Genomic DNA, 25,653 nt, shown 5'->3' with positions numbered 1-25,653 from the left:
AGAAAAATGTCGTTTATTAAGCACTTTTAACCTGCAGCAGTAAGAAAGATTATTTATTAGGGATTGAGGGCGCAAAAAATAAAATATTTTAATTTTTCTGTTTTGTTTTCGGGTAAAAAGATGAAAAGAGTCGAACGAATTTCAACTGCTTGTCCGCATTTTGACAAACTTTTAAGAAAGCTTCTTTTATAATAGTCCCCAAATATAAAAATTAGGGGAGTGGAGTCGAGTGCAAAAGGCAGAACGGAATTTTATTGAATCGATAGGAGAAGTGAATTTTGAACGGCCAAAATTGGAGCTGGCAAAGGCCCTGAAAAAATTACAAGCGAAACTGGAATCTTTTTTTATAAAAAAAGGCTACCTTTTGTTGTTGATCGGTTTTTTGCTTGGAAGAGCTTTAATTTTGGCAAAGTTAACTCCATTTAGCCTTCCGTTTTTTGCATCTGTGTATTTTCTAAGAAGAGACAGAGCCCCGCTCGCTTTGATCGGATTAATTGGAGGAGCTGCTACCCTATCATTAAAAGTTGCTGCTGTTACATTCATAGTTGTTTTTCTCTTTCTTTTTTCTTTCCGCATTTCAAAGAAATGGCTGAAAAATGAAATGAAAGCTCTGCCATTTTACGTTTTTTCGATCTTGTTGATTGGAAAAACCGGTGAAAGCTACATTTTTTCCGGACAAGTTACTCTATATGACGGGATGATGTCAGGTATAGACGCAAGCCTTGGTTTTATCCTCACCTTAATTTTTTTGCAAAGTATTCCATTATTAACAATAACCAAACGGCGGCAAACTTTAAAAACAGAAGAAATTGTTTGTCTAATTATAATGCTAGCTTCTGTTATGACAGGAACAATTGGCTGGTCAGTCTATGATTTATCAATCGAACATATTATGTCCAGGTATCTTGTTTTATTATTTTCGTTTGTAGCTGGTGCAACCGTTGGATCAACGGTTGGGGTAGTCACCGGTTTGATTTTCAGTCTTGCCAATGTTTCGAGTTTCTACCATATGAGTCTGCTTGCGTTTGCCGGGCTCTTGGGAGGCCTTCTGAAAGAAGGGAAAAAGATTGGTGCCGCAATCGGCCTTTTTATTGCCACTTTATTAATTGGCATGTATGGCGAAGGCAGCGGAACATTGACAAAAACGTTACTTGAATCAGCTACCGCAGTATTGTTGCTCTTTCTTACACCAACAACTTTAACTTCCAAGCTGGCAATATATATTCCCGGAACACCGGAATACGCAGCGGAACAGCAGCAATATATGAGAAAAATGCGTGATGTTACCGCTCAAAGAGTGGCCCAGTTTTCTAATGTTTTTCAGGCATTATCAAAAAGCTTTTCTTCTTTAGACCAAAAAGAGGTAGATGAAGAAACAGGGGACCGTGAATTTGATTATTTTTTAAGTAATGTTACTGAAAAAACTTGCCAAACATGTTTTAAGAAAGATCATTGCTGGACAAGAAACTTTAATACAACTTATGACTATATGAAAGAAATTATGCATGAGATTGACGAAGGTTCGGGAACCATTCCTCAAAAATTGTCCCGGGAATGGGAGAAGCATTGTACCCGTTCAAAAAAAGTATTGGAAGTTATACAACAGGAATTAACCTATTATCATGCTAACCAGAGGCTGAAAAAGCAGGTTCAAGAGAGCCGTAAATTAGTAGCAGATCAGTTGCTCGGTGTTTCTGAAGTGATGGAGGATTTTGCGAAGGAAATACAAAGAGAAAGAGAAAACCATTATAAACAAGAAGAGCAAATCCTTGAAGCGCTCCAATCATTTGGCATTCAAATTGAACATGTTGAAATTTACAGTCTTGAGCAAGGGAATGTGGATATTGATATGACCATTCCATATTGCCGCGGGCATGGGGAATGTGAAAAACTCATTGCCCCATTGCTTTCGGACATCCTTGGAGAAACGATCATCGTGAATGCTGAAAAATGCTCAACATTTCCGAACGGAGTTTGCCATGTAACGTTTCGGTCAGCGAAAGCTTACACAGTAGAAACAGGGGTAGCCCATGCTGCAAAGGATGGAGGCCTTGTTTCAGGCGACAGCTACTCGACGATCGAATTAGGGTACGGCAAGTACGCGATTGCAATCAGCGACGGAATGGGCAACGGAGAAAGGGCACATTATGAGAGTAAAGAAACACTCCAATTGCTGCAAAAGATTTTGCAATCAGGCATCGAAGAAAAAGTAGCAATAAAATCCGTTAATTCTGTTTTATCGCTCAGAACGACGGATGAAATATTTTCTACTCTTGACTTGGCAATGATCGATTTGCAAAATGCTTCCGCAAAATTTTTGAAAATTGGTTCAGCCCCAAGTTTTATAAAAAGAGGCAGCAAGATTGTAAAAATCTATTCAAGCAATTTGCCAATAGGAATTTTACAGGACTTTGAAGTCGATGTCGTTAGTGAACAGCTTAAAGCAGGAGATCTTTTGATCATGATGAGCGACGGAGTATTTGAAGGCCCTAAACATGTCGAAAACTATGATTTATGGATGAAACGAAAAATCCAAGAATTGCAGACAGACGACCCTCAGCAAATTGCGGACTTAATCTTGGAAGAAGTCATTCGTTCAAGAGCAGGAAATATAATAGACGATATGACAGTGGTTGTAGCAAAAATAAAGCGTAACAATCCAAAATGGGCTGCCATTCCGGTTCAAGGATATAAGAAAAGGGCTTAAACTTATAAATTGCACTGCTCCTCCCTTTTTTATGTATAAATCCCTCCTTTTTCGTCGAAAATGATAACAACTTTTGAAACGGAGGGAGCCTAATGAAAACAGGAACGTTAAGGCAAATCTTACTGATAACGGACGGATGTTCGAATCAGGGCGAAGATCCTGTTGCGATGGCAGCATTAGCCCGGGAACAGGGAATATGCGTAAATGTCATTGGGGTTATGGAGCATGATGTCATTGACGAAAATGGTATGAGGGAAATAGAGAATATCGCTTTATCCGGCGGGGGCGTCAGCCAGGTTGTATATGCCCGGCAGCTTTCACAGACCGTTCAAATGGTTACAAGAAAAGCAATGACACAAACCCTTCAAGGCGTTGTAAATCGCGAGCTTCAACAAATTCTTGGAGGGTCTCAAACAATAGAAGATCTGCCTCCCGAAAAAAGAGGCGAAGTAATGGAAGTGGTAGATGAACTAGGTGAAACAGTTGAATTGGAATTGTTGATTCTTGTCGATACAAGTGCAAGTATGAAACATAAGCTTCCTACTGTAAAAGAGGCATTGCTTGACCTGTCTCTAAGCCTGAATGCCCGTTTGGGAGATAACCGCTTTTCATTATTTATATTTCCCGGGAAAAAGAATGATGTCGAAAAATTGCTGGATTGGACTCCAAAGCTCGGATCATTGACAAGTATTTTCCCTAAGTTAACAACAGGAGGAATCACACCTACTGGACCGGCGATCCGTGAAGCGCTTAGTGCCTTTAATAAAAAACGGTCGTTAAGGAGTTTGCTTTCTCGTGATGATGAACAATTCTTTGAAGAATCGATATAAAGTAGTCCCTGGGACGGTCATTGAAGGAAAATGGCACAGGAATCGATATACGGTTGTAAAAGAATTAGGATATGGCGCAAACGGGATTGTTTTTTTAGCAAAAGCCGGTAATAAACATGTAGCATTAAAGCTGAGTGACAATGGAATGTCAATTATATCCGAGGGAAATGTGTTAAAATCTTTTGCAAAGGTCCAGGGATCTGCCCTTGGGCCTTCTTTACTGGATGTCGATGATTGGGAAACGAAAAGTGGAAAAATCTCTTTTTATGCAATGGAATATATTCATGGACCTGATTTGCTTACATTCATTCAAACGAAAGGGAAAGCTTGGACAAGCATATTAATTCTTCAGCTTCTATCCGATCTGGGGCAATTGCATAAAAATGGATGGGTGTTTGGAGATTTGAAACCCGATAATCTTATTGTGACCGGTCCGCCGCCGAAAATTCGCTGCATAGATGTTGGAGGAACTACGGTTCAAGGAAGGGCCATTAAAGAGTTTACCGAATTTTACGACAGAGGCTATTGGGGACTGGGTACGAGAAAAGCAGATCCTCAATATGATTTATTTGCGGTTGGAATGATTTTCATGAATATAGCCTATCCTAAACGGTTCACAAAAAAAACCGGCGGTCTTCAACAGCTTAAGGCTGCAATTCGGCAACAACAAGAATTACATAAATATGAAGACATCATTTTAAAAGCACTTAAAGGACATTATTTGACTGCAGAGGAAATGCGTAATGATTTGTTGAGGGTGGCAGGAGCCGGAAGGCTAAAACGTGATGATCAACAGCCGGTATCTGCTTCAGGCCGACGGAGTTACCAGAAACAAAACAGCAGGCGTGCTATAAAAAAGCAAAAAAAACGAGGCAGCTTTTTTGAAACGCTTCTAATAGTCTTTGTTATTTCACTGCTTTACATTATATATATATATGGGCAAATTTTTTAAGAATTTCTTTTAAGGATTATGAAACTCTTTCTTAACTGAATTCGTAATAAATGAATATCAATGAAAAAACCAGCCATTTTTGAAATTAAAAATGATAAGCTGATTAAAATTGTATTCTTGCAGAAAATGAGTAATATTCAAATTCCCGGGGTATTTAACTAAAATTTTAAGGAAGAAGACGACATGTTAGAACAAAAAGTTGAAGCCTTTCTTAAAAGGCATAATATGAATCTTGCCAATAAAGATATATTAGTGGGGGTCTCGGGGGGACCGGATTCGCTTGCACTGCTTCATTATTTATGGAGACTTAAAGATGAAAGGAACCTTAATATTGTAGCGGGGCACGTTGATCATATGTTTCGGGGCAATGAATCGTACGAAGATGCATTGTTTGTAAAGGATTTTTGCGAGAAGAGGGGGATCGCTTTTGAAATGTCCAGAATAAATGTACCTGAGTATATTGAAAGATCAGGAAAGAGCCCTCAGGCCGCCGCACGTGACTGCCGCTACAATTTCTTTATAAAGATAATGAAAAAACATGGTCTTCGATTTTTAGCTCTTGGCCACCACGGGGATGATCAGATCGAAACCATCTTAATGAGGCTGACAAGGGGCAGCTCCGGAACTGCAAGGGCCGGAATCTCCTTCCAAAGACCTTTTCATGATGGCAAGATTATTCGCCCTTTTCTCGGAATAAGCCGAAGGGACATCGATGAGTATTGCAAGCGGCATGGTTTGGAGCCGAGATTGGATCCGAGCAATAATAAAAACATTTATGTCAGAAATCGGTTCCGTCATCACGTGCTCCCATTTTTACACTCAGAAAACCCGCAAGTACACGAGCATTTTCAGCGATTTAGCGAGGATTTGGAGCGTGATGAAAAGTATCTGCAGGAATTAACTGTCGAAAAAATGAATAAAGTAATCATTAATAAAGAGCAAGACCGGGTGACGATCGATATTCATGCATTCCGGTCAATGCCGATGCCTTTACAAAGGAGAGGGATTCAAATAATATTATACTATCTTTATAAGGATATACCTGCTTCTCTTTCCGCGGTACATATTGATCACGTATTTTCTTTATTAAGCAGTTCTCATCCTTCCGGAACGCTTGATTTCCCAAATAATCTAACCATTTTACGTTCTTATAATCAATGCCATTTTCAATTTGGGATAGGCCAAAGGAAACATTTTCAGTTTGAGATTGCTGAACCCGGTACAGTTTTACTTCCCAATGGCCGGAAAATTACAATGGAATATACCGACAAAGCTATTATTGATACGGACAAGAATTGTTTTGTTTTTGATGCAAAAGACGTTCAGCTTCCATTAATTATTAGATCGAGGAAAAATGGCGACAGGATGACGTTAAAGGGTATGAAGGGTTCAAAAAAGTTAAAAGATATTTTTATTGATTATAAAATTCCTTTGCCGGAAAGAGATGAGTGGCCGGTAGTGACAGATCAAAAAGGTACTATTCTCTGGCTTCCTGGCCTAAAAAAGTCCAATTTTATATTAAACGAAAATGAAAACAGCATTTACATTAAATTAACATACACAAATCAATGATACTTCTAGGGGGCTCACATTCCATGAAAAACGACATTGAAAAAATTTTAATTACAGAAGAAGAAATTCAAGAAAAAATCAAGGAAATAGCGGCTGAATTAACTGCAGAGTATGACGGCCGCTTTCCGTTAGCAATCGGGGTGCTGAAAGGAGCAATGCCTTTTATGGCAGACCTTCTAAAGCGAATTGATACATATCTTGAAATGGATTTCATGGACGTGTCCAGTTATGGGAACTCCACCGTATCTTCAGGGGAAGTCAAAATTTTGAAGGACTTAGATACTTCTGTTGAAGGACGGGATATTTTAATTATTGAGGATATTATCGACAGCGGTTTAACTCTGAGCTATCTTGTTGAGCTTTTTCGCTACCGGAAAGCAAATTCAATTAAGATCGTTACGCTACTTGACAAGCCTACAGGAAGAAAAGCTGATATTAAAGCGGACTATGTCGGGTTTATTGTTCCGGATGAATTTGTCGTAGGGTACGGATTAGATTATGCCGAAAAATATAGAAACCTTCCATTTATTGGTGTGTTAAAACCAGAAGTATACAGCGATAATGATTAAGTAAAGGAGACGAAGAAAGAACAGATTTCTTATTTGAAATACCGTATTTCTTACGAGTCTAATTCCTTGTACTGGCATGATTTTCTATGATACTATTTTATATAGTTTGTTTACCGTGGGAGGAGGTAAGGGATGAATCGGATCTTCCGTAATACCATCTTTTATTTATTGATATTTTTAGTCATTATTGGCGTTGTTAGCTTCTTTAACGGCAACAACCAGCCGAGAGAACATATATCTTATGATCAATTCATCGAGCATTTGGAAAACGGAGACGTCAAATCTCTTTCAATGCAGCCTGAACGGGGTGTATACGAAGTACGAGGCAAGTTAAAAGGCTATGATGAAGATAAATACTTTTTAACTTATGTTTGGAATAGCGACAATTTGCTCGACCGCATCGATAAGGCAGCTGCGGAAGCAAAAGTTGAGGTAATGCCTGCCAAGGAAACAAGCGGATGGGTAACGTTTTTTACTTCCATCATTCCGTTTATCATCATCTTTATTCTTTTCTTCTTCTTGCTTAACCAGGCACAGGGCGGCGGCAGCCGTGTCATGAACTTCGGAAAAAGCAAAGCGAAGCTTTATAACGAAGATAAGAAAAAGGTGCGTTTTAAAGATGTAGCGGGTGCAGATGAAGAAAAGCAAGAACTTGTTGAAGTTGTTGAATTCTTAAAAGATCCGCGCAAATTTTCAGAACTTGGTGCACGCATTCCGAAAGGCGTTCTTTTAGTGGGCCCTCCGGGTACAGGGAAAACATTGCTTGCACGTGCAGTTGCCGGAGAAGCCGGTGTTCCGTTCTTTTCAATCAGCGGTTCAGACTTCGTTGAAATGTTCGTCGGGGTCGGTGCTTCTCGTGTACGCGATTTATTTGAAACTGCGAAGAAGAATGCCCCGTGTATTATCTTTATTGACGAAATTGATGCAGTTGGCCGCCAGCGCGGAGCGGGACTCGGCGGAGGCCATGATGAACGCGAGCAGACTTTAAACCAATTGCTTGTTGAAATGGATGGATTTGGCGCAAATGAAGGGATTATTATTATCGCTGCAACAAACCGACCGGATATTTTAGATCCTGCCTTGCTTCGTCCGGGGCGTTTTGACCGCCAGATAACAGTTGACCGTCCTGATGTCAAAGGACGTGAAGCGGTTCTTAAAGTTCATGCACGTAATAAGCCTCTTGATGAATCAGTCAACTTAAAGAATATTGCGATGCGGACTCCCGGGTTTTCTGGTGCGGATCTTGAAAACTTGCTCAACGAAGCGGCGTTGGTGGCAGCTCGTCAGAATAAGAAAAAAATTGATATGTCTGACATTGATGAAGCGACTGACCGTGTCATTGCGGGTCCTGCGAAAAAGAGCCGTGTTATTTCAGAAAAAGAACGAAAAATTGTTGCTTTCCACGAAGCCGGTCATACTGTTATCGGTTTGATATTGGATGAAGCTGAAATGGTTCATAAAGTAACGATTGTCCCGCGGGGCCAGGCAGGAGGATATGCGGTGATGCTTCCTAAAGAAGATCGTTATTTCATGACAAAACCCGAATTGCTTGATAAAATTACCGGTCTTTTAGGCGGCCGAGTAGCGGAAGAAATTGTGTTCGGTGAAGTCAGCACTGGTGCACATAATGACTTCCAGCGTGCAACAGGCATTGCGCGAAGAATGGTTACTGAGTTTGGGATGAGTGATAAGCTTGGTCCGCTACAGTTTGGACAATCACAAGGCCAAGTGTTTCTGGGAAGAGATATCCATAGCGAACAAAACTATTCCGATGCGATTGCTTATGAGATTGATTTAGAAATTCAGCGTATTATTAAAGAATGTTATGAGAAAGCAAAAAATGTTTTAACGGAAAACCGTGATAAGCTTGACCTTATAGCAAATACGTTATTAGAAGTGGAAACGCTTGATGCAGAGCAAATCAAACACCTTGTCGAACATGGCAAACTCCCTGATTATTCTGCTGTCCGTGTTAATAAAGCTGCAGACGATGTGAAGGTAAATATTAATATCAAGAAGGACGAACAATTTCCGAATAATGGGAAAGGCGGTATTGAAGAGGAACATAATACCGGCCGTTTATCTGATGATGCGGGAAAAAACGATGAAGATCGCCGGGATTTTTAAGAAATTTATAATCCTTTGTGGAAATGGACAATAATTAAAGGGCTGACTCATAAAGGTCTGACTCCCTCCAATAATGACAATAATATAGAAGGGTTTTTTACTGTTTGTCTATATATTGTATTGGAGGGGTCTGAGCCATTGATATGAGGCAGCCCCTTTTTTTGCCAATAATTTAAACTTTTTTCAGTTTTTTCGATTGCACGAATTACTATGGATTGTGTTATGATATGTTGGCAGTGTGACACAATCATTAATTCTTAAAGTGGTGAGTTCGTTGATTTTTGTATTTGATGTAGGAAACACAAATATTGTATTGGGAGTATACGATGGAGATAAATTAGAACACCATTGGCGGATAGAGACAGACCGATATAAAACAGAAGATGAATATGGAATGATCATAAAAAAGTTATTTGAGCATGAAAACCTTTCGTTTTCACAAATTAACGGTATTATCATATCTTCTGTTGTGCCGCCGATTATGTTCGCTCTTGAAACAATGTGTCAAAAATATTTTCATATTAAACCGCTTATTGTAGGACCGGGAATCAAAACGGGCTTAAATATTAAATATGAAAACCCCCGTGAAGTTGGAGCGGACCGAATTGTCAACGCGGTAGCCGCCATTCATGAATATGGAAGTCCGTTAATAATTGCTGATTTTGGAACGGCCACAACATATTGTTATATTAATGAGAAAAAGCAATATATGGGTGGTGCGATCGCCCCCGGGATTAACATTTCGACAGAAGCTCTTTATTCAAGAGCAGCAAAACTTCCCAGAATTGAAATTGCCCGCCCTGATAACATTATTGGGAAAAATACAGTTGCCGCTATGCAGGCGGGTATTTTATACGGGTATGTCGGCCAGGTAGAGGGTATTGTAAAAAGAATGAAAGCTCAAAGTAAACAAAACCCGACCGTTATTGCTACAGGAGGTCTTGCTTCTCTAATAGCAGCGGAATCGGACGTGATTGATATTGTTGATCCGTTTTTAACCCTTAAAGGGCTGCAGCTAATTTATAAAAGAAATATGGGCGAATAGTCAAACAATGAGAAAGGAGTATTTCCATGAATGATTATTTAGTTAAGGCTTTGGCGTTTAACGGTAAGATAAGAGCATATGCCGTTAGAAGTACAGAAACGGTCGGAGAGGCACAAAGACGACACGGAACATGGCCGACTGCATCTGCAGCATTAGGGAGAGCGATAACAGCAGGTGCGATGATGGGGGCCATGTTAAAAGGAGAAGAAAAGCTTACGATAAAAATTGAGGGAGGCGGACCAATCGGAGCTATTTTAGTGGACAGTAATGCCAAGGGAGAGGTGCGCGGTTATGTAATGAATCCCCATGTCCATTTTGATTTAAATGAATATGGGAAGCTTGATGTTAGAAGAGCTGTCGGAACGGAAGGAACTCTTACTGTTGTTAAAGATATTGGAATTCGCGATTATTTTACTGGACAAGTTCCAATTGTTTCCGGAGAATTAGGAGAAGATTTTACGTATTACTTTGCTTCATCAGAACAAGTCCCTTCTTCTGTTGGGGTTGGCGTGCTTGTCAATCCGGATAATTCCATTTTAGCTTCAGGCGGGTTTATTTTGCAGCTTATGCCAGGCACAGACGATCAAATTATTACAAAGATTGAAAATCGGTTAAAAGAAATTCCTCCAGTATCAAAGCTGATTGAAAAAGGCTTAACACCTGAAGAGTTATTGAACGAGCTTGTAGGAGAAGAAAATGTAAAAATACTGGAAACCTTGCCTGTTTCTTTTACATGTAATTGTTCGAAAGAGAGATTTGGAAATGCGATTATTAGCCTTGGGCAAGAAGAAATTACCGATATGATTGAAAATGAAGGCAAAGCTGAAGCGCAATGCCATTTTTGTAATAATATTTATGTTTATTCGAAAGAGGAATTAAAAGAACTGAGGGAAGAAGCGAAATAACCAATAATTATGGGGGAACAAAGGTTGGGGAAGAATCAATTTTGGATGATTATTGCCGCTTTAGTTGCGCTAAATTGTTTTACGGTCATTTTCTTTTTATCCAAAACAGAGTGGGCTTCCGGCGATGGAGAAACGGTTGCAACAGTAGGAAACGAATCTATTTCAAAGCAAGAGTGGATCAATGAATTGGAAACAAGGTACGGAAAAGATACATTAAGGGATCTTGTAGACCAAAAAGTGGTTGAACAGATGGCTGAAAAGTACCACATTAAAGTTTCGGAACAGGATGTCAACCGGGAATTAATGATGATGAAATCCCTTTATGGAACATATGGCAAACAAGAGGGAAGCGAAGAAAAGTGGAAGCAGCAAATCAAACACAGCCTTTTGCTTGAGGAGCTGTTGACAAGGGACGCGGTGATTGAAGAAGAAGAACTGAAATCCTATTACAAGCAAAACAAAAAATTATTTGATATCCCGGATTCTTATCATATATCACAAATTGCCACAAAATCGAAAAAGGATGCTGAACAAACTTTGCAGGAATTAGAACAAGGTTCAAGCTTTCAGGCACTGGCAATGGAGCGGTCCATTGATGAATTTACAGCAAACCAAGGTGGCGACCTTGGATTTGTAAGTGAAGAAGATGATCGAGTTCCTGCATCGGTATTTAACAAAATAAAAGAGCTGAAACAGGGAAAATGGAGCGAACCGATTGAAACAGAAAACGGCTATACAATTTTATTTCTTCATGAAAAGGTGCCGGGGAAGAAATATTCCTATAAAGAAGTAAAAGATCAAATTCGCCGCCAAATTGCTTTAGAGCAAATGGATATTCCTATTTCTGCCCAAACGTTTTGGGAGGAAGCAAAGGTTGATTGGCTATATGGCAAGGGAGAAAAAAATGATTGACACGGAACAAATTGATTGGTAAATTTTAATAAAACCAATAAAATTACTCGGATTAAGGAGTGGAGAAAATGGTTCGTGTAGCAAATTCCATTGCAGAACTTGTAGGACAAACACCAGTTGTCAAATTAAATCGTTTAACAGATGAAAACAGTGCAGAAGTATACTTAAAACTTGAATATTTTAATCCCGGAAGCAGTGTAAAAGACCGGATTGCATTAGCGATGATCGAGGCTGCAGAAGAAAAAGGAGTATTGAAGCCGGGGGATACAATCATAGAACCTACAAGCGGAAATACCGGAATTGGACTGGCAATGATCGCGGCTGCAAAAGGATATAAAACGGTAATCGTAATGCCGGAAACAATGAGTTTGGAGCGCCGCAATCTATTGCGTGCTTATGGTGCCGAATTAGTGTTGACTCCGGGGCCGGATGGCATGAAAGGAGCAATAAAAAAAGCGGAAGAACTCGTTAAAGAACATGGCTACTTTATGCCACAGCAATTCAAAAACGAAGCGAATCCGGAAATACACCGGAAAACAACCGGAAAAGAAATCGTTGAACAAATGGGCGATCAGCTTGATGCGTTCGTAGCCGGAATCGGAACCGGCGGAACGATTACAGGCGCAGGCCAGGTTCTTCGCGATAAATACCCGGACATTAAAATTTATGCAGTTGAACCGGCGGATTCTCCTGTATTATCGGGAGGAAAACCGGGGCCGCATAAAATTCAGGGAATTGGAGCAGGATTTGTTCCGGATATCCTTAATACGGAAATTTATGATCAAGTTATTCAAGTTACAAATGATGATGCATTTGAATATGCAAGGCGTGCGGCGAAAGAAGAAGGTATACTGGGTGGAATTTCCTCAGGAGCAGCCATCTATGCTGCACTAAAAGTGGCGAAAGAGCTTGGAAAAGGAAAGAAAGTGTTAGCAATTATTCCGAGCAACGGGGAGCGCTACTTGAGCACACCTTTATACCAATTTGAATAAGTTTATGAGGCATTGGCAGACAGCCATGCCTCTTTTTTATGATAAAAAACTTATAAAGTACATTCTTGATCATGTATGATAGGAAAAGAGAAATCTTTTAGGGGGTACTTATTTCAGTGAAGCAGCTTAAGATCTATAGTAAAAAGATTCCTTACTCTCACTCCCGTTTTTTTAAGCAATATTGTTTATTATCAAAAGAACAATCTCATCATGTTTTTCTGGAAAGCGGAAGAGGGGGTCGATATAGTATTACGGGAATCCAGCCAGAAGTCATAATGGAAGGGAAAGGCTCCCAGCTTAAAATCATCAGCAAAGAAAAGAAAGATATCCTTACCGGAAATCCCCTTCATCTTCTAAAAAATTGGTTGAAGAACTTTAAAGTTGAAAAACGAGCGGATCTCCCGGATTTTCAGGGCGGAGCAATCGGATACATAAGCTATGATTACGGCCGTCATATTGAACAGATGCCAAATATTTCCAGGGAAGATTTGCTGATACCGGACATTTATTTTTTATTGTTTAAAGAATGGTTTGTATTTGACCATGAGGAAAAAGTTTTGTGGCTCTTGTTTTTATATGAAGAAAAAGAAAGGAAGAAGGCTGAAGAATCGGCAAAATACTGGGAACAGCAATGGCTTCAGCCGCAAGAAGAGGTCTCGGAAACAGTTGGCAAAAAATATGCTGAAAAGCTTGAGGTATCATTAACCGAAAGAGAATTTATAGAAGCAGTAGAGAAGGTGAGGCAATATATTGCCCGGGGTGATGTTTTTCAAGTGAATTTGTCGGTTCGTCAGTCGAAACCAATCGACATCCCTGCCTTAAGTGTTTATAAACAGCTGCGAGCCTTGAATCCATCGCCTTATATGGGATATTTTCACGTCCCTGAATTTCAGTTAGTAAGCGGCTCGCCGGAACTTTTAGTGAAAAAGAAAGGGAGAAAAGTAAGCACCCGGCCGATCGCCGGAACGCGATCCAGGGGAAAAGACGATAAAGAAGATCTAAAACTTGCAAATGAACTGATCGAAAATGAAAAAGAACGGGCCGAACACGTCATGCTCGTTGATCTGGAAAGAAATGATTTAGGAAGAGTGTGCAAGTACGGAACCGTCGAAGTGAACGAATTTATGGTTATTGAAAAATATTCGCATGTCATGCACATAGTTTCAAACGTAAGGGGTGAGCTTGCAGATCATAAGGATGGGTTCGATTTGATTGATGCGGTATTTCCCGGCGGCACGATTACAGGAGCCCCGAAAGTGCGGACAATGGAAATTATTGAAGAGTTAGAGCCTGTACGAAGAGGCCCTTATACAGGGTCCCTTGGCTGGATCGGCTTTAATGGAGATCTTGAGTTAAACATTATTATCAGGACCATGCTTGTCAAAGAAGGAATGGCACATGTTCAGTCGGGTGCAGGGATTGTCATTGATTCAAACCCGAAGTATGAGTATAATGAATCGTTAAAAAAAGCGCTTGCCCTTTGGAAAGCAAAAGAGCAGGCAGAAGCGGCAAAAGGTGAGACAGATGATTTTTATGATTGATAATTATGATTCGTTTACCTACAATCTTGTGCAATATTTAGGAGAATTAGGCCAGGATTTACTTGTTAAGCGAAATGATCAAGTCACGGTCGATGAAATTGTACAATTAAGTCCGAAATATATCATGATTTCACCGGGTCCGTGCAGCCCGAACGAAGCGGGAATCAGCATGGAAGCGATTCGTTATTTTGCCGGCAAGGTGCCGGTTTTTGGCGTCTGCCTCGGGCATCAGTCGATTGCACAAGTTTTTCATGGTGAGGTAGTCCAAGCTGAACGTTTCATGCACGGAAAAACATCACTTATTTTTCATGATGGAAAAACAATTTTTAATGATTTGCCAAATCCATTTCCTGCAACGAGATATCATTCATTAATTGTAAAGAGAGAAACTCTTCCTGACTGCCTTGAGGTTTCCGCGTGGACGGAAGAAGGGGAGATTATGGCTTTAAGGCACAAATATTTGCCGGTTGAAGGTGTCCAATTTCATCCTGAATCGATTATGACAGCGGCCGGGAAACAGCTTTTAAGGAATTTCGTAGAATACTATCATGCAAATCAACAAACAAGTACATTAAAAAGTACAGGAAGGTCATAACGATGTACATTTATATAAATGGAAAACTTGTGGAGGAGAATGAGGCAGCGATCTCGCCATTTGACCACGGGTTTTTGTACGGGCTCGGATTATTTGAAACTTTTCGCATCTATGACGGGCATCCTTTTTTGCTCGATGATCACCTCGAGCGCCTAAACAGCGGTTTAAAAACACTAAACATATGTGCGGAGTTTAATCGGAGCGAAGTGGCAGAGATATTAACATGCTTAATGAAAAAGAATGGCTGGAAAAACGCATACATAAGGCTTAATGTTTCAGCGGGCGCAGGAGAGGTTGGTTTGCAGACAGACCCGTATGAAAGCCCTAATGTGATCATTTTTTCAAAGCCCCTTCCAACAGCGGGGGAACTAGTCGAGAAAGAAATTTCCATTTTAAATATTAAAAGAAATACGCCTGAGTCCGATATCCGATTAAAATCACACCATTTCCTTAACAATTTTTTAGCAAAGCGCGAAATAGGCAGCAATCCTCGCCGTGAAGGGATTTTTCTAACAGAAGAAGGATTTTTGGCTGAAGGAATTGTCTCTAATATTTTCTGGGTGAAGGGAAAAACGCTGTACACCCCGTCTGTCAAAACGGGGATTTTAAATGGAGTCACCAGACAGTTTGTCATGAAGCTCGCAGAAAAGCGTGGATATGAAGTACAGGAAGGTTTTTATAAACCGAAAGATGCCGAAAGTGCGGAAGAAATCTTTTTGACAAATTCGATTCAGGAAGTCGTTCCGGTTTCGAACTTTCAAAATAAGCAAATGGCAGGGCTGGAAGGGAAAACAGTCCGGCTGCTGCATCGTGAACTCCGTAAGTACTGTATGACTTTATGGAGCAGAAACGAAATCGTTTAGGAGGAAAAAAAGTGGCATTTAAACAAATCATTCAAGCCGGCCCTTACAGGCTGGATTATGAAAAAAAAACAATTATCATGGGGATTTTAAACGTAACACCAGATTCTTTTTCGGATGGAGGTAAATACAACCGACTGGAATCAGCTGTCGAACGTGCGTTTGAAATGGTCGAGAATGGCGCGGATATTATTGATATCGGGGGAGAATCAACACGCCCCGGGCATGAGCCCGTACCGTTGGAAGTGGAGTTGGAGAGGGTTATTCCTGTGATCGAAGCGGTTGCTTCAAAAGTAAATGTGCCGATTTCAATCGATACTTATAAAGCGGAAGTGGCTAGGCAAGCAATTAAGGCAGGTGCCCATATTATTAATGATGTATGGGGTGCAAAAGCAGATCCGGAAATGGCTGCGGTTGCGGCTGATTTTCAAGTTCCAATTATCCTCATGCACAATCGAAACAACCGGGATTACAGCGTCTTTTTCCGTGATGTGATCAATGATTTGTATGAGAGCATTACGTTAGTCAAAAATGCCGGAGTGCAAGATGATATGATTATTTTAGATCCAGGCATCGGGTTTGCAAAAGATTTGACGCTAAACATTGAAATGATGAGAAATTTGGACAAATTAGTTGCACTAGGGTTTCCGGTACTTTTAGGAACATCGCGAAAATCGATGATTGGCCACGTATTGGATCTGCCGGTAACGGAACGGGTGGAAGGCACAGCAGCGACAGTCTGCTACGGGATTCAGAAAGGCTGCCAGATCATTCGCGTTCATGATGTGAAAGAAATGAGTAGGGTTGCCAAAATGATGGATGCCCTTATTGGAAAGGGGGAAATTTGATGGACAAAATCATGTTAAATCAAATGACATTCTATGGCTATCATGGAGTTTTTCTGGAAGAAACAAAACTCGGCCAGCGCTTCATTGTTGATTTGACAGTTGAACATGATCTGAAAAAAGCGGGAGAGAGTGATAACCTGGAAGACTCGGTCAACTATGGAGACTTATATGAAGTCTGCCGGGAAGTGGTTGAAGGAAAACCATATAAGCTCGTGGAAGCAGTTGCAGAAAAAATCGCTTCGAAAATCCTTCATGATTTTGAAACGATTGAATCATGCACGGTAAAAGTGACAAAACCGGACCCGCCGATTCCCGGCCATTATGAATCTGTGGCAGTAGAGATTACAAGGAGAAGATAATTAGTGGAAAATAGTGCATTTATCGCTCTTGGTTCGAATATCGGGGACCGGTACGCGTATTTAAAAAAAGCTGTTTTAGAACTAGACAGCTTTGAAGAAATCAAAGTAGTAAGAACTTCTTCCATTTATGAAACTGATCCGGTCGGCTATGAAGACCAGAATAAATTTTTGAATATGGTAATTAAAGTAAATACATCTTTAGGACCCTTTGAATTATTGGATATTTGTCTTGACGTCGAACAAAAATTTGGAAGGAAAAGGGAAAAAAAGTGGGGTCCGCGGACGATAGATCTTGACATTCTTTTATATAATAACGAAAATATTGAAACAGAGAAACTAAAAGTTCCTCATCCTCGGATGAAAGAAAGAGCATTTGTCATGATTCCTTTTATGGAAATCAGAAACAGCATGCTTCCGGTGATGAAGAAGCCTTTTGATCCTTTTCTAGAAACAATCGCTAATAAAGAAGGAGTTCGAATATGGAAGCAGAAAAATGGGGGAGACGTATTCGCGCTTTTCGAAAATTAAAGGGTTATACACAAGAAGGTTTTGCCAAGGAGCTTGGTGTTTCCGTTTCCATATTAGGAGAAGTGGAAAGAGGAAACCGAATGCCTTCAAAGGATTTCCTCAAGGAAGTTGCTGCTTTGTTAAATATTCATATAGACGAATTAATTCCGCCTGAGGAAAATGATATAGAATCGTCACCTTAGTATAAAAGGAGGTACAACATGCTGAAAATCGGCGACATCAAGATGAAAAACCCGGTTGTGCTTGCGCCAATGGCTGGTGTGTGCAACTCTGCGTTCCGCCTGACTGTAAAAGAGTTTGGAGCGGGGCTTGTATACGCGGAAATGGTAAGTGACAAAGGGATCGTTTACAAGAACGAAAAAACATTGGATATGCTTTATATCGATGAACGAGAAAAACCGTTGAGCCTGCAAATTTTTGGCGGAGAAAAAGAGTCATTGGTTGAAGCTGCAAAGTTTGTTGATAAAAACACGAATGCCGATATTATTGATATCAATATGGGCTGTCCGGTACCGAAAATTACAAAAGTTGATGCCGGAGCTAAGTGGCTGCTGGATCCGAATAAAATTTATGATATGGTTGCAGCAGTAGTCGATGCAGTAGAAAAACCAGTCACTGTAAAAATGCGCATAGGCTGGGATGAAGAACATATTTATGCAGTTCAAAATGCGCAGGCCGTTGAACGTGCCGGCGGAAAAGCGGTAGCCGTTCATGGACGCACTCGTTATCAAATGTATGAAGGGAAGGCAAACTGGGATATCATCCGTGAAGTAAAACAATCTGTTAACATTCCGGTTATCGGAAACGGTGATGTAGAGACTCCGCAAGATGCAAAGCGGATGCTTGATGAAACCGGAGTGGACGGTGTTATGATCGGCCGTGCGGCACTCGGTAATCCATGGATGATATACCGCACAGTTAAATATCTTGAGACAGGTGAACTGATCGGAGAGCCGTCAGTACGTGAAAAAATTGATGTGTGCATTTTGCATTTAGACCGCTTAATTGCATTGAAAAATGAAAACATTGCTGTTCGTGAAATGAGAAAGCATGCCGCATGGTATCTTAAAGGAATCCGAGGTAATGCAAAGGTTCGGAATGCAATTAATGAATGCAATACACGGGATGAACTTGTTTCGTTATTAACGAATCTCGTCGAAGAAGTTGAACAAAAAGAACAAAATCAATCACAAGCAGTATAAGATTTGACATAACTAGGCTCATTATCTATAATACTTTTGTTAATGGTTAGAAGCTGCCAGTGGATGAACTGGCAGTTTTTATTCTATTTATTACATTTATGATGTCTGATTTTTAAAGATTGTGTAAAATAATAAAGCATGCATTCCGAATTCAACTATTACCATGCTTAACATAAAGATTTATATTGGAGTTGATTAATTGTGAGTCATGAAGAATTAAATGACCAATTAAAGGTTAGAAGAGACAAAATGAACGAACTTCGCCAAAAAGGTTATGATCCGTTCGGTAAACGATTTGAAAGAACTCACCATACGCAGGAACTGATCAATACATATGGAGATCTTGATAAAGATGAAATTGAAGAAAAGAATGTTTCTGTAAAGATTGCCGGCCGCATCATGACTAAGCGCGGAAAAGGGAAAGCCGGGTTTGCCCATATTCAAGACTTAACCGGCCAAATTCAAATTTACGTCCGCCTTGATGCTGTTGGTGAAGAGCAATATGAAATTTTTAATTCTGCTGATCTCGGTGATATTGTAGGGGTAACAGGTACACTTTTTAAAACAAAGGTTGGCGAACTTTCCGTAAAAGTAGAATCATTCATTCTATTAACAAAATCTCTTCGTCCGCTGCCGGAAAAATTCCACGGATTAAAAGACGTGGAGCAGCGTTATCGCCAACGTTATTTAGACTTAATTATGAACAGCGAAAGCAAGGACACATTTATTACCCGAAGCCGGATTATCCAATCCATGCGCCGTTATTTAGATGACCACGGCTATTTGGAAGTGGAAACGCCAATGATGCACGCGATTGCAGGGGGAGCTTCTGCCCGTCCGTTTATCACCCATCATAATGCTCTTGATATGCCCTTATATATGCGTATTGCCATCGAACTTCATCTAAAACGTTTAATTGTTGGCGGTCTTGAAAAAGTATATGAAATTGGCCGTGTATTCCGAAATGAAGGGGTATCAACCCGCCATAATCCCGAATTCACAATGATTGAACTTTATGAAGCGTATGCTGATTATCGTGACATTATGAAACTAACCGAAAACTTAATTGCTCATATTGCGCAGGAAGTGCTTGGAACGACAACCATCCAATATGGCGATCATGAAGTGGAACTAAAACCGGAATGGAAACGACTTCACATGGCCGATGCAATTAAAGAGCATACTGGTGTAGACTTCTGGAAAGAGATGAGCACTCAAGAAGCCCGTGCGCTTGCCAAAGAGCACAATGTTGAAATTAATGATAATATGCTGTTTGGCCATATTGTTAATGAATTTTTTGAGCAAAAAGTAGAAGAAAATTTGATTCAGCCAACATTTATTTACGGACACCCGGTTGAAATTTCACCATTGGCTAAAAAGAATGAAGAAGACCCTCGCTTCACAGACCGTTTTGAATTATTTATTGTCGGTCGTGAGCATGCAAATGCGTTTACTGAATTAAATGATCCAATTGATCAGCGTGAACGGTTCGAAGCTCAGCTTAAAGAACGGGAGCAGGGAAATGATGAAGCCCACATGATGGACGATGATTTCGTTGAAGCACTTGAATATGGAATGCCGCCAACAGGCGGTTTAGGAATCGGGATTGACAGGCTTGTCATGCTGTTGACAAATTCCCCATCCATTCGGGATGTTCTTTTATTCCCGCTCATGCGCCATCGTTAATTTTCAAGCCGAAAAGAGGCTGGCTCATATGGGTCTTATTCCCTCTGATAAAGACAATATATAGAATGGTTTTATTAGTGTTTATCTATATATTGTATTGGAGGGGTACCGGCCCTTTGCTTATGAGCCAGCCTTTTTTATATGGGAGTTAGTTCGCAAATATTGATTATAATTAAGGGATTAGCGGAAATATTTTTTCTTTGGCTATCGCACAAAAAGTATATTTAAATGTATTGCAACAAATAAATAATGGTGCTATATTATTATCTGTTGCTGCAAGAAAGCAATAAAAAAATCGAAAAAAGTATTGACACAAGGTTTAGCGCCTAGTAAAATAGAAAAGTCGCTTCTGAGCGGCGAATAAGAATTGTTCTTTGAAAACTGAACAAACAAAAGCGTCAACGTTAATTCTATTATTTTTGAGCTTATCTTACTCTTTTTTGGAGAGTTTGATCCTGGCTCAGGACGAACGCTGGCGGCGTGCCTAATACATGCAAGTCGAGCGGACTGATGGGAGCTTGCTTCCTGAAGTCAGCGGCGGACGGGTGAGTAACACGTGGGCAACCTGCCTGCAAGACCGGGATAACTTCGGGAAACCGGAGCTAATACCGGATAATCCTCTTTCCCGCATGGGAAAGAGCTGAAAGATGGCTTCGGCTATCACTTGCAGATGGGCCCGCGGCGCATTAGCTGGTTGGTGAGGTAACGGCTCACCAAGGCGACGATGCGTAGCCGACCTGAGAGGGTGATCGGCCACACTGGGACTGAGACACGGCCCAGACTCCTACGGGAGGCAGCAGTAGGGAATCTTCCGCAATGGACGAAAGTCTGACGGAGCAACGCCGCGTGAGCGAAGAAGGCCTTCGGGTCGTAAAGCTCTGTTGTCAGGGAAGAACAAGTACCGTTCGAATAGGGCGGTGCCTTGACGGTACCTGACCAGAAAGCCACGGCTAACTACGTGCCAGCAGCCGCGGTAATACGTAGGTGGCAAGCGTTGTCCGGAATTATTGGGCGTAAAGCGCGCGCAGGCGGTTCCTTAAGTCTGATGTGAAAGCCCACGGCTCAACCGTGGAGGGTCATTGGAAACTGGGGAACTTGAGTGCAGAAGAGGAGAGCGGAATTCCACGTGTAGCGGTGAAATGCGTAGAGATGTGGAGGAACACCAGTGGCGAAGGCGGCTCTCTGGTCTGTAACTGACGCTGAGGCGCGAAAGCGTGGGGAGCAAACAGGATTAGATACCCTGGTAGTCCACGCCGTAAACGATGAGTGCTAAGTGTTAGAGGGTTTCCGCCCTTTAGTGCTGCAGCTAACGCATTAAGCACTCCGCCTGGGGAGTACGGCCGCAAGGCTGAAACTCAAAGGAATTGACGGGGGCCCGCACAAGCGGTGGAGCATGTGGTTTAATTCGAAGCAACGCGAAGAACCTTACCAGGTCTTGACATCCTCTGACAATCCTGGAGACAGGACGTTCCCCTTCGGGGGACAGAGTGACAGGTGGTGCATGGTTGTCGTCAGCTCGTGTCGTGAGATGTTGGGTTAAGTCCCGCAACGAGCGCAACCCTTGACCTTAGTTGCCAGCATTCAGTTGGGCACTCTAAGGTGACTGCCGGTGACAAACCGGAGGAAGGTGGGGATGACGTCAAATCATCATGCCCCTTATGACCTGGGCTACACACGTGCTACAATGGATGGTACAAAGGGCTGCTAAGCCGCGAGGCCTGAGCCAATCCCAAAAAACCATTCTCAGTTCGGATTGCAGGCTGCAACTCGCCTGCATGAAGCCGGAATCGCTAGTAATCGCGGATCAGCATGCCGCGGTGAATACGTTCCCGGGCCTTGTACACACCGCCCGTCACACCACGAGAGTTTGTAACACCCGAAGTCGGTGAGGTAACCTTTAAGGAGCCAGCCGCCTAAGGTGGGACAGATGATTGGGGTGAAGTCGTAACAAGGTAGCCGTATCGGAAGGTGCGGCTGGATCACCTCCTTTCTAAGGATTTTAAACATGAAGTTGAGCGCTTTTGTTTGTTTAGTTTTGAGGGAGCAATTCCTCAGAACTTCGTTCTTTGAAAACTAGATAATCGTATTGAAGAAGGCAAAAGAAGAACCGAGTATCGCCATTTTAGGTTTCAAACCTTTTAGGTTAAGTTAGAAAGGGCGCACGGTGGATGCCTTGGCACTAGGAGCCGATGAAGGACGGGACTAACACCGATATGCTTCGGGGAGCTGTAAGTAAGCATTGATCCGGAGATTTCCGAATGGGGAAACCCCCTATCCGTAATGGGATAGGATCCTAACCTGAATCCATAGGGTTAGGAGGGCAGACCCGGGGAACTGAAACATCTAAGTACCCGGAGGAAGAGAAAGCAAACGCGATTCCCTGAGTAGCGGCGAGCGAAACGGGAACAGCCCAAACCAAGAGGCTTGCCTCTTGGGGTTGTAGGACACTCTGTATGGAGTTACAAAGGAACGGAGTAGACGAAGAGGTCTGGAAAGGCCCGTCAGAGAAGGTAACAACCCTGTAGTTGAAACTTCGTTCCCTCCTCGAGTGGATCCTGAGTACGGCGGGACACGTGAAATCCCGTCGGAAGCAGGGAGGACCATCTCCCAAGGCTAAATACTCCCTAGTGACCGATAGTGAACCAGTACCGTGAGGGAAAGGTGAAAAGCACCCCGGGAGGGGAGTGAAAGAGAACCTGAAACCGTGTGCCTACAAGTAGTCAGAGCCCGTTAATGGGTGATGGCGTGCCTTTTGTAGAATGAACCGGCGAGTTACGGTCGCATGCGAGGTTAAGTTGAAAAGACGGAGCCGCAGCGAAAGCGAGTCTGAACAGGGCGAATGAGTATGCGGCCGTAGACCCGAAACCAGGTGATCTACCCATGTCCAGGGTGAAGTCCAGGTAACACTGGATGGAGGCCCGAACCCACGCACGTTGAAAAGTGCGGGGATGAGGTGTGGGTAGCGGAGAAATTCCAATCGAACTTGGAGATAGCTGGTTCTCTCCGAAATAGCTTTAGGGCTAGCCTCAAGTGCAAGAGTCTTGGAGGTAGAGCACTGTTTGGACTAGGGGCCCTCATCGGGTTACCGAATTCAGACAAACTCCGAATGCCAAAGACTTATCCTTGGGAGTCAGACTGCGAGTGATAAGATCCGCAGTCAAAAGGGAAACAGCCCAGACCGCCAGCTAAGGTCCCAAAGTATACGTTAAGTGGAAAAGGATGTGGAGTTGCTTAGACAACCAGGATGTTGGCTTAGAAGCAGCCACCATTTAAAGAGTGCGTAATAGCTCACTGGTCGAGTGACTCTGCGCCGAAAATGTACCGGGGCTAAACGTATCACCGAAGCTGTGGGTGGACACCGTCGGTGTCCGCGGTAGGAGAGCGTTCTAAGGGCGTTGAAGCCAGACCGGAAGGACTGGTGGAGCGCTTAGAAGTGAGAATGCCGGTATGAGTAGCGAAAGATGGGTGAGAATCCCATCCACCGAATGCCTAAGGTTTCCTGAGGAAGGCTCGTCCGCTCAGGGTTAGTCGGGACCTAAGCCGAGGCCGAAAGGCGTAGGCGATGGACAACAGGTTGATATTCCTGTACCACCTCTTTTCCGTTTGAGCGATGGGGGGACGCAGGAGGATAGGGCAAGCGCGCTGCTGGATTAGCGCGTCCAAGCAGTTAGGCCGCTGACGAGGCAAATCCCGTCAGCATCAGGCGGAGCTGTGACGGCGAGGGAAATATAGTACCGAAGTTCCTGATTCCACACTGCCAAGAAAAGCCTCTAGCGATGGAAAAGGTGCCCGTACCGCAAACCGACACAGGTAGGCGAGGAGAGAATCCTAAGGTGAGCGAGAGAACTCTCGTTAAGGAACTCGGCAAAATGACCCCGTAACTTCGGGAGAAGGGGTGCTTTTCTGGGTGCATAGCCCGGAAAAGCCGCAGTGAATAGGCCCAGGCGACTGTTTAGCAAAAACACAGGTCTCTGCGAAGCCGCAAGGCGAAGTATAGGGGCTGACGCCTGCCCGGTGCTGGAAGGTTAAGAGGAGGGGTTAGCTTACGCGAAGCTCTGAATCGAAGCCCCAGTAAACGGCGGCCGTAACTATAACGGTCCTAAGGTAGCGAAATTCCTTGTCGGGTAAGTTCCGACCCGCACGAAAGGCGTAACGATCTGGGCACTGTCTCAACGAGAGACTCGGTGAAATTATAGTACCTGTGAAGATGCAGGTTACCCGCGACAGGACGGAAAGACCCCGTGGAGCTTTACTGCAGCCTGATATTGAATTTTGGTACAGCTTGTACAGGATAGGTAGGAGCCTGAGAAGCCGGAGCGCCAGCTTCGGTGGAGGCGCCGGTGGGATACTACCCTGGCTGTATTGAAATTCTAACCCGCGCCCCTGATCGGGGCGGGAGACAGTGTCAGGCGGGCAGTTTGACTGGGGCGGTCGCCTCCTAAAAAGTAACGGAGGCGCCCAAAGGTTCCCTCAGAATGGTTGGAAATCATTCGCAGAGTGTAAAGGCATAAGGGAGCTTGACTGCGAGACCTACAAGTCGAGCAGGGACGAAAGTCGGGCTTAGTGATCCGGTGGTTCCGCATGGAAGGGCCATCGCTCAACGGATAAAAGCTACCCCGGGGATAACAGGCTTATCTCCCCCAAGAGTCCACATCGACGGGGAGGTTTGGCACCTCGATGTCGGCTCATCGCATCCTGGGGCTGTAGTCGGTCCCAAGGGTTGGGCTGTTCGCCCATTAAAGCGGTACGCGAGCTGGGTTCAGAACGTCGTGAGACAGTTCGGTCCCTATCCGTCGCGGGCGCAGGAAATTTGAGAGGAGCTGTCCTTAGTACGAGAGGACCGGGATGGACGCACCGCTGGTGTACCAGTTGTCTTGCCAAAGGCATCGCTGGGTAGCTATGTGCGGAAGGGATAAGTGCTGAAAGCATCTAAGCATGAAGCCCCCCTCGAGATGAGATTTCCCATAGCGTCAAGCTAGTAAGATCCCTGAAAGATGATCAGGTTGATAGGTCTGAGGTGGAAGCGTGGCGACACGTGGAGCTGACAGATACTAATCGATCGAGGACTTAACTATTAAGAAAAGGTGGAGGTCGACTGTTTAGCCTCGACAAGTGCCGGAGTTTCTGGCGGAAAAGTCCTAAAGACTTTGACAGAAGAAGCGAAGCAACCTCGAGAGGCTAGGAGCCGGGAACCGGACACCATTAAAACGATACTCAATCTTCCATCTTCTTCAATCATTATCTAGTTTTGAGAGAATGAATTCTCAAGGAAATAAGTCTGGTGGCGATGGCGAGAAGGCCACACCCGTTCCCATACCGAACACGGAAAGTTAAGCTTCTCAGCGCCGATGGTAGTTGGGGCATTGCCCCTGCGAGAGTAGGACGCTGCCGGGCAAAATGAAAGAACAACCTGATTTGGTTGT

At 42.8% G+C, this 25,653-nt stretch carries 19 protein-coding genes and 3 rRNA genes; all 22 read left to right on the top strand.

Annotated features, from left to right (window positions below; translation table 11 throughout):
- Positions 1–229: 229 nt before the first annotated feature.
- On the top strand, positions 230–2,707 hold the full coding sequence (gene spoIIE, locus PB1_RS06610; RefSeq protein ID WP_003351486.1) for a stage II sporulation protein E: 2,478 nt from the start codon (positions 230–232) through the stop codon (positions 2,705–2,707).
- 92 nt (positions 2,708–2,799) lie between these two features.
- The gene (locus PB1_RS06605) at positions 2,800–3,537 is read left to right on the top strand and encodes a vWA domain-containing protein (RefSeq protein ID WP_003351485.1); all 738 of its coding nucleotides are present in this window, start codon (positions 2,800–2,802) and stop codon (positions 3,535–3,537) included.
- Positions 3,506–4,489, top strand: a complete 984-nt coding sequence (locus tag PB1_RS06600) for a protein kinase domain-containing protein (protein WP_003351484.1) — start codon at positions 3,506–3,508, stop codon at positions 4,487–4,489. The genes PB1_RS06605 and PB1_RS06600 overlap by 32 nt, the downstream gene beginning before the upstream one ends.
- 183 nt (positions 4,490–4,672) lie before the next feature.
- The gene (gene tilS, locus PB1_RS06595; RefSeq protein WP_003351483.1) at positions 4,673–6,061 is read left to right on the top strand and encodes a tRNA lysidine(34) synthetase TilS; all 1,389 of its coding nucleotides are present in this window, start codon (positions 4,673–4,675) and stop codon (positions 6,059–6,061) included.
- Positions 6,062–6,084: 23 nt separating this feature from the next.
- Positions 6,085–6,630, top strand: coding sequence for a hypoxanthine phosphoribosyltransferase (gene hpt / locus PB1_RS06590; RefSeq protein ID WP_003351482.1), 546 nt, complete (start codon positions 6,085–6,087; stop codon positions 6,628–6,630).
- Between the two features lie 132 nt (positions 6,631–6,762).
- On the top strand, positions 6,763–8,757 hold the full coding sequence (gene ftsH / locus PB1_RS06585) for an ATP-dependent zinc metalloprotease FtsH (protein ID WP_003351480.1): 1,995 nt from the start codon (positions 6,763–6,765) through the stop codon (positions 8,755–8,757).
- Between the two features lie 274 nt (positions 8,758–9,031).
- Positions 9,032–9,802, top strand: coding sequence for a type III pantothenate kinase (locus tag PB1_RS06580; protein ID WP_003351479.1), 771 nt, complete (start codon positions 9,032–9,034; stop codon positions 9,800–9,802).
- A 26-nt stretch (positions 9,803–9,828) separates the two neighbouring features.
- Positions 9,829–10,707: an Hsp33 family molecular chaperone HslO gene (gene hslO, locus PB1_RS06575; protein WP_003351478.1), complete on the top strand. Its 879-nt coding sequence runs from the start codon at positions 9,829–9,831 to the stop codon at positions 10,705–10,707.
- A 24-nt stretch (positions 10,708–10,731) separates the two neighbouring features.
- Positions 10,732–11,619 (top strand): peptidyl-prolyl cis-trans isomerase, encoded by an 888-nt coding sequence (locus PB1_RS06570; protein ID WP_003351477.1) that lies wholly within the window; start codon positions 10,732–10,734, stop codon positions 11,617–11,619.
- A gap of 68 nt (positions 11,620–11,687) precedes the next feature.
- On the top strand, positions 11,688–12,611 hold the full coding sequence (gene cysK / locus PB1_RS06565; protein ID WP_003351476.1) for a cysteine synthase A: 924 nt from the start codon (positions 11,688–11,690) through the stop codon (positions 12,609–12,611).
- Positions 12,612–12,727: 116 nt separating this feature from the next.
- Entirely contained in the window at positions 12,728–14,152 is a 1,425-nt protein-coding gene (locus tag PB1_RS06560) for an anthranilate synthase component I family protein (RefSeq protein ID WP_003351475.1), read from the top strand.
- Positions 14,136–14,747, top strand: a complete 612-nt coding sequence (pabA, locus tag PB1_RS06555) for an aminodeoxychorismate/anthranilate synthase component II (protein ID WP_003351474.1) — start codon at positions 14,136–14,138, stop codon at positions 14,745–14,747. Before PB1_RS06560 ends, pabA begins: the two co-directional genes overlap by 17 nt.
- 2 nt (positions 14,748–14,749) lie before the next feature.
- Complete coding sequence (gene pabC / locus PB1_RS06550; RefSeq protein WP_003351473.1) at positions 14,750–15,610, top strand: aminodeoxychorismate lyase; 861 nt, start codon at positions 14,750–14,752, stop codon at positions 15,608–15,610.
- Between the two features lie 11 nt (positions 15,611–15,621).
- Complete coding sequence (folP, locus tag PB1_RS06545; protein ID WP_003351472.1) at positions 15,622–16,455, top strand: dihydropteroate synthase; 834 nt, start codon at positions 15,622–15,624, stop codon at positions 16,453–16,455.
- Positions 16,455–16,814 carry a dihydroneopterin aldolase gene (folB, locus tag PB1_RS06540; RefSeq protein WP_003351470.1) on the top strand — a complete coding sequence of 120 codons (360 nt, stop codon included), beginning with the start codon at positions 16,455–16,457 and terminating at the stop codon, positions 16,812–16,814. Before folP ends, folB begins: the two co-directional genes overlap by 1 nt.
- Before the next feature lie 3 nt (positions 16,815–16,817).
- Positions 16,818–17,342: a 2-amino-4-hydroxy-6-hydroxymethyldihydropteridine diphosphokinase gene (gene folK / locus PB1_RS06535; protein ID WP_003351469.1), complete on the top strand. Its 525-nt coding sequence runs from the start codon at positions 16,818–16,820 to the stop codon at positions 17,340–17,342.
- Positions 17,294–17,524, top strand: a complete 231-nt coding sequence (locus tag PB1_RS06530) for a helix-turn-helix domain-containing protein (RefSeq protein WP_003351468.1) — start codon at positions 17,294–17,296, stop codon at positions 17,522–17,524. The genes folK and PB1_RS06530 overlap by 49 nt, the downstream gene beginning before the upstream one ends.
- Before the next feature lie 18 nt (positions 17,525–17,542).
- Positions 17,543–18,544, top strand: a complete 1,002-nt coding sequence (gene dusB / locus PB1_RS06525) for a tRNA dihydrouridine synthase DusB (protein ID WP_003351467.1) — start codon at positions 17,543–17,545, stop codon at positions 18,542–18,544.
- 201 nt (positions 18,545–18,745) lie between these two features.
- A complete protein-coding gene (gene lysS / locus PB1_RS06520; protein ID WP_003351466.1) occupies positions 18,746–20,230 on the top strand; it encodes a lysine--tRNA ligase in 1,485 nt (494 codons plus the stop codon).
- A 437-nt stretch (positions 20,231–20,667) separates the two neighbouring features.
- Positions 20,668–22,220, top strand: a 16S ribosomal RNA gene (locus PB1_RS06515).
- A gap of 151 nt (positions 22,221–22,371) precedes the next feature.
- Positions 22,372–25,305: ribosomal RNA gene (locus PB1_RS06510) — 23S ribosomal RNA — on the top strand.
- A gap of 202 nt (positions 25,306–25,507) precedes the next feature.
- Positions 25,508–25,624 (top strand): 5S ribosomal RNA (rrf, locus tag PB1_RS06505).
- Together the 16S, 23S and 5S rRNA genes form the textbook arrangement of a ribosomal RNA operon.
- Positions 25,625–25,653 lie beyond the last annotated feature (29 nt).

Source organism: Bacillus methanolicus PB1, from assembly GCF_000262755.1.
Classification (GTDB): domain Bacteria; phylum Bacillota; class Bacilli; order Bacillales; family Cytobacillaceae; genus Bacillus_Z; species Bacillus_Z methanolicus.
This window is presented reverse-complemented; position numbering and strand designations above follow the sequence as displayed.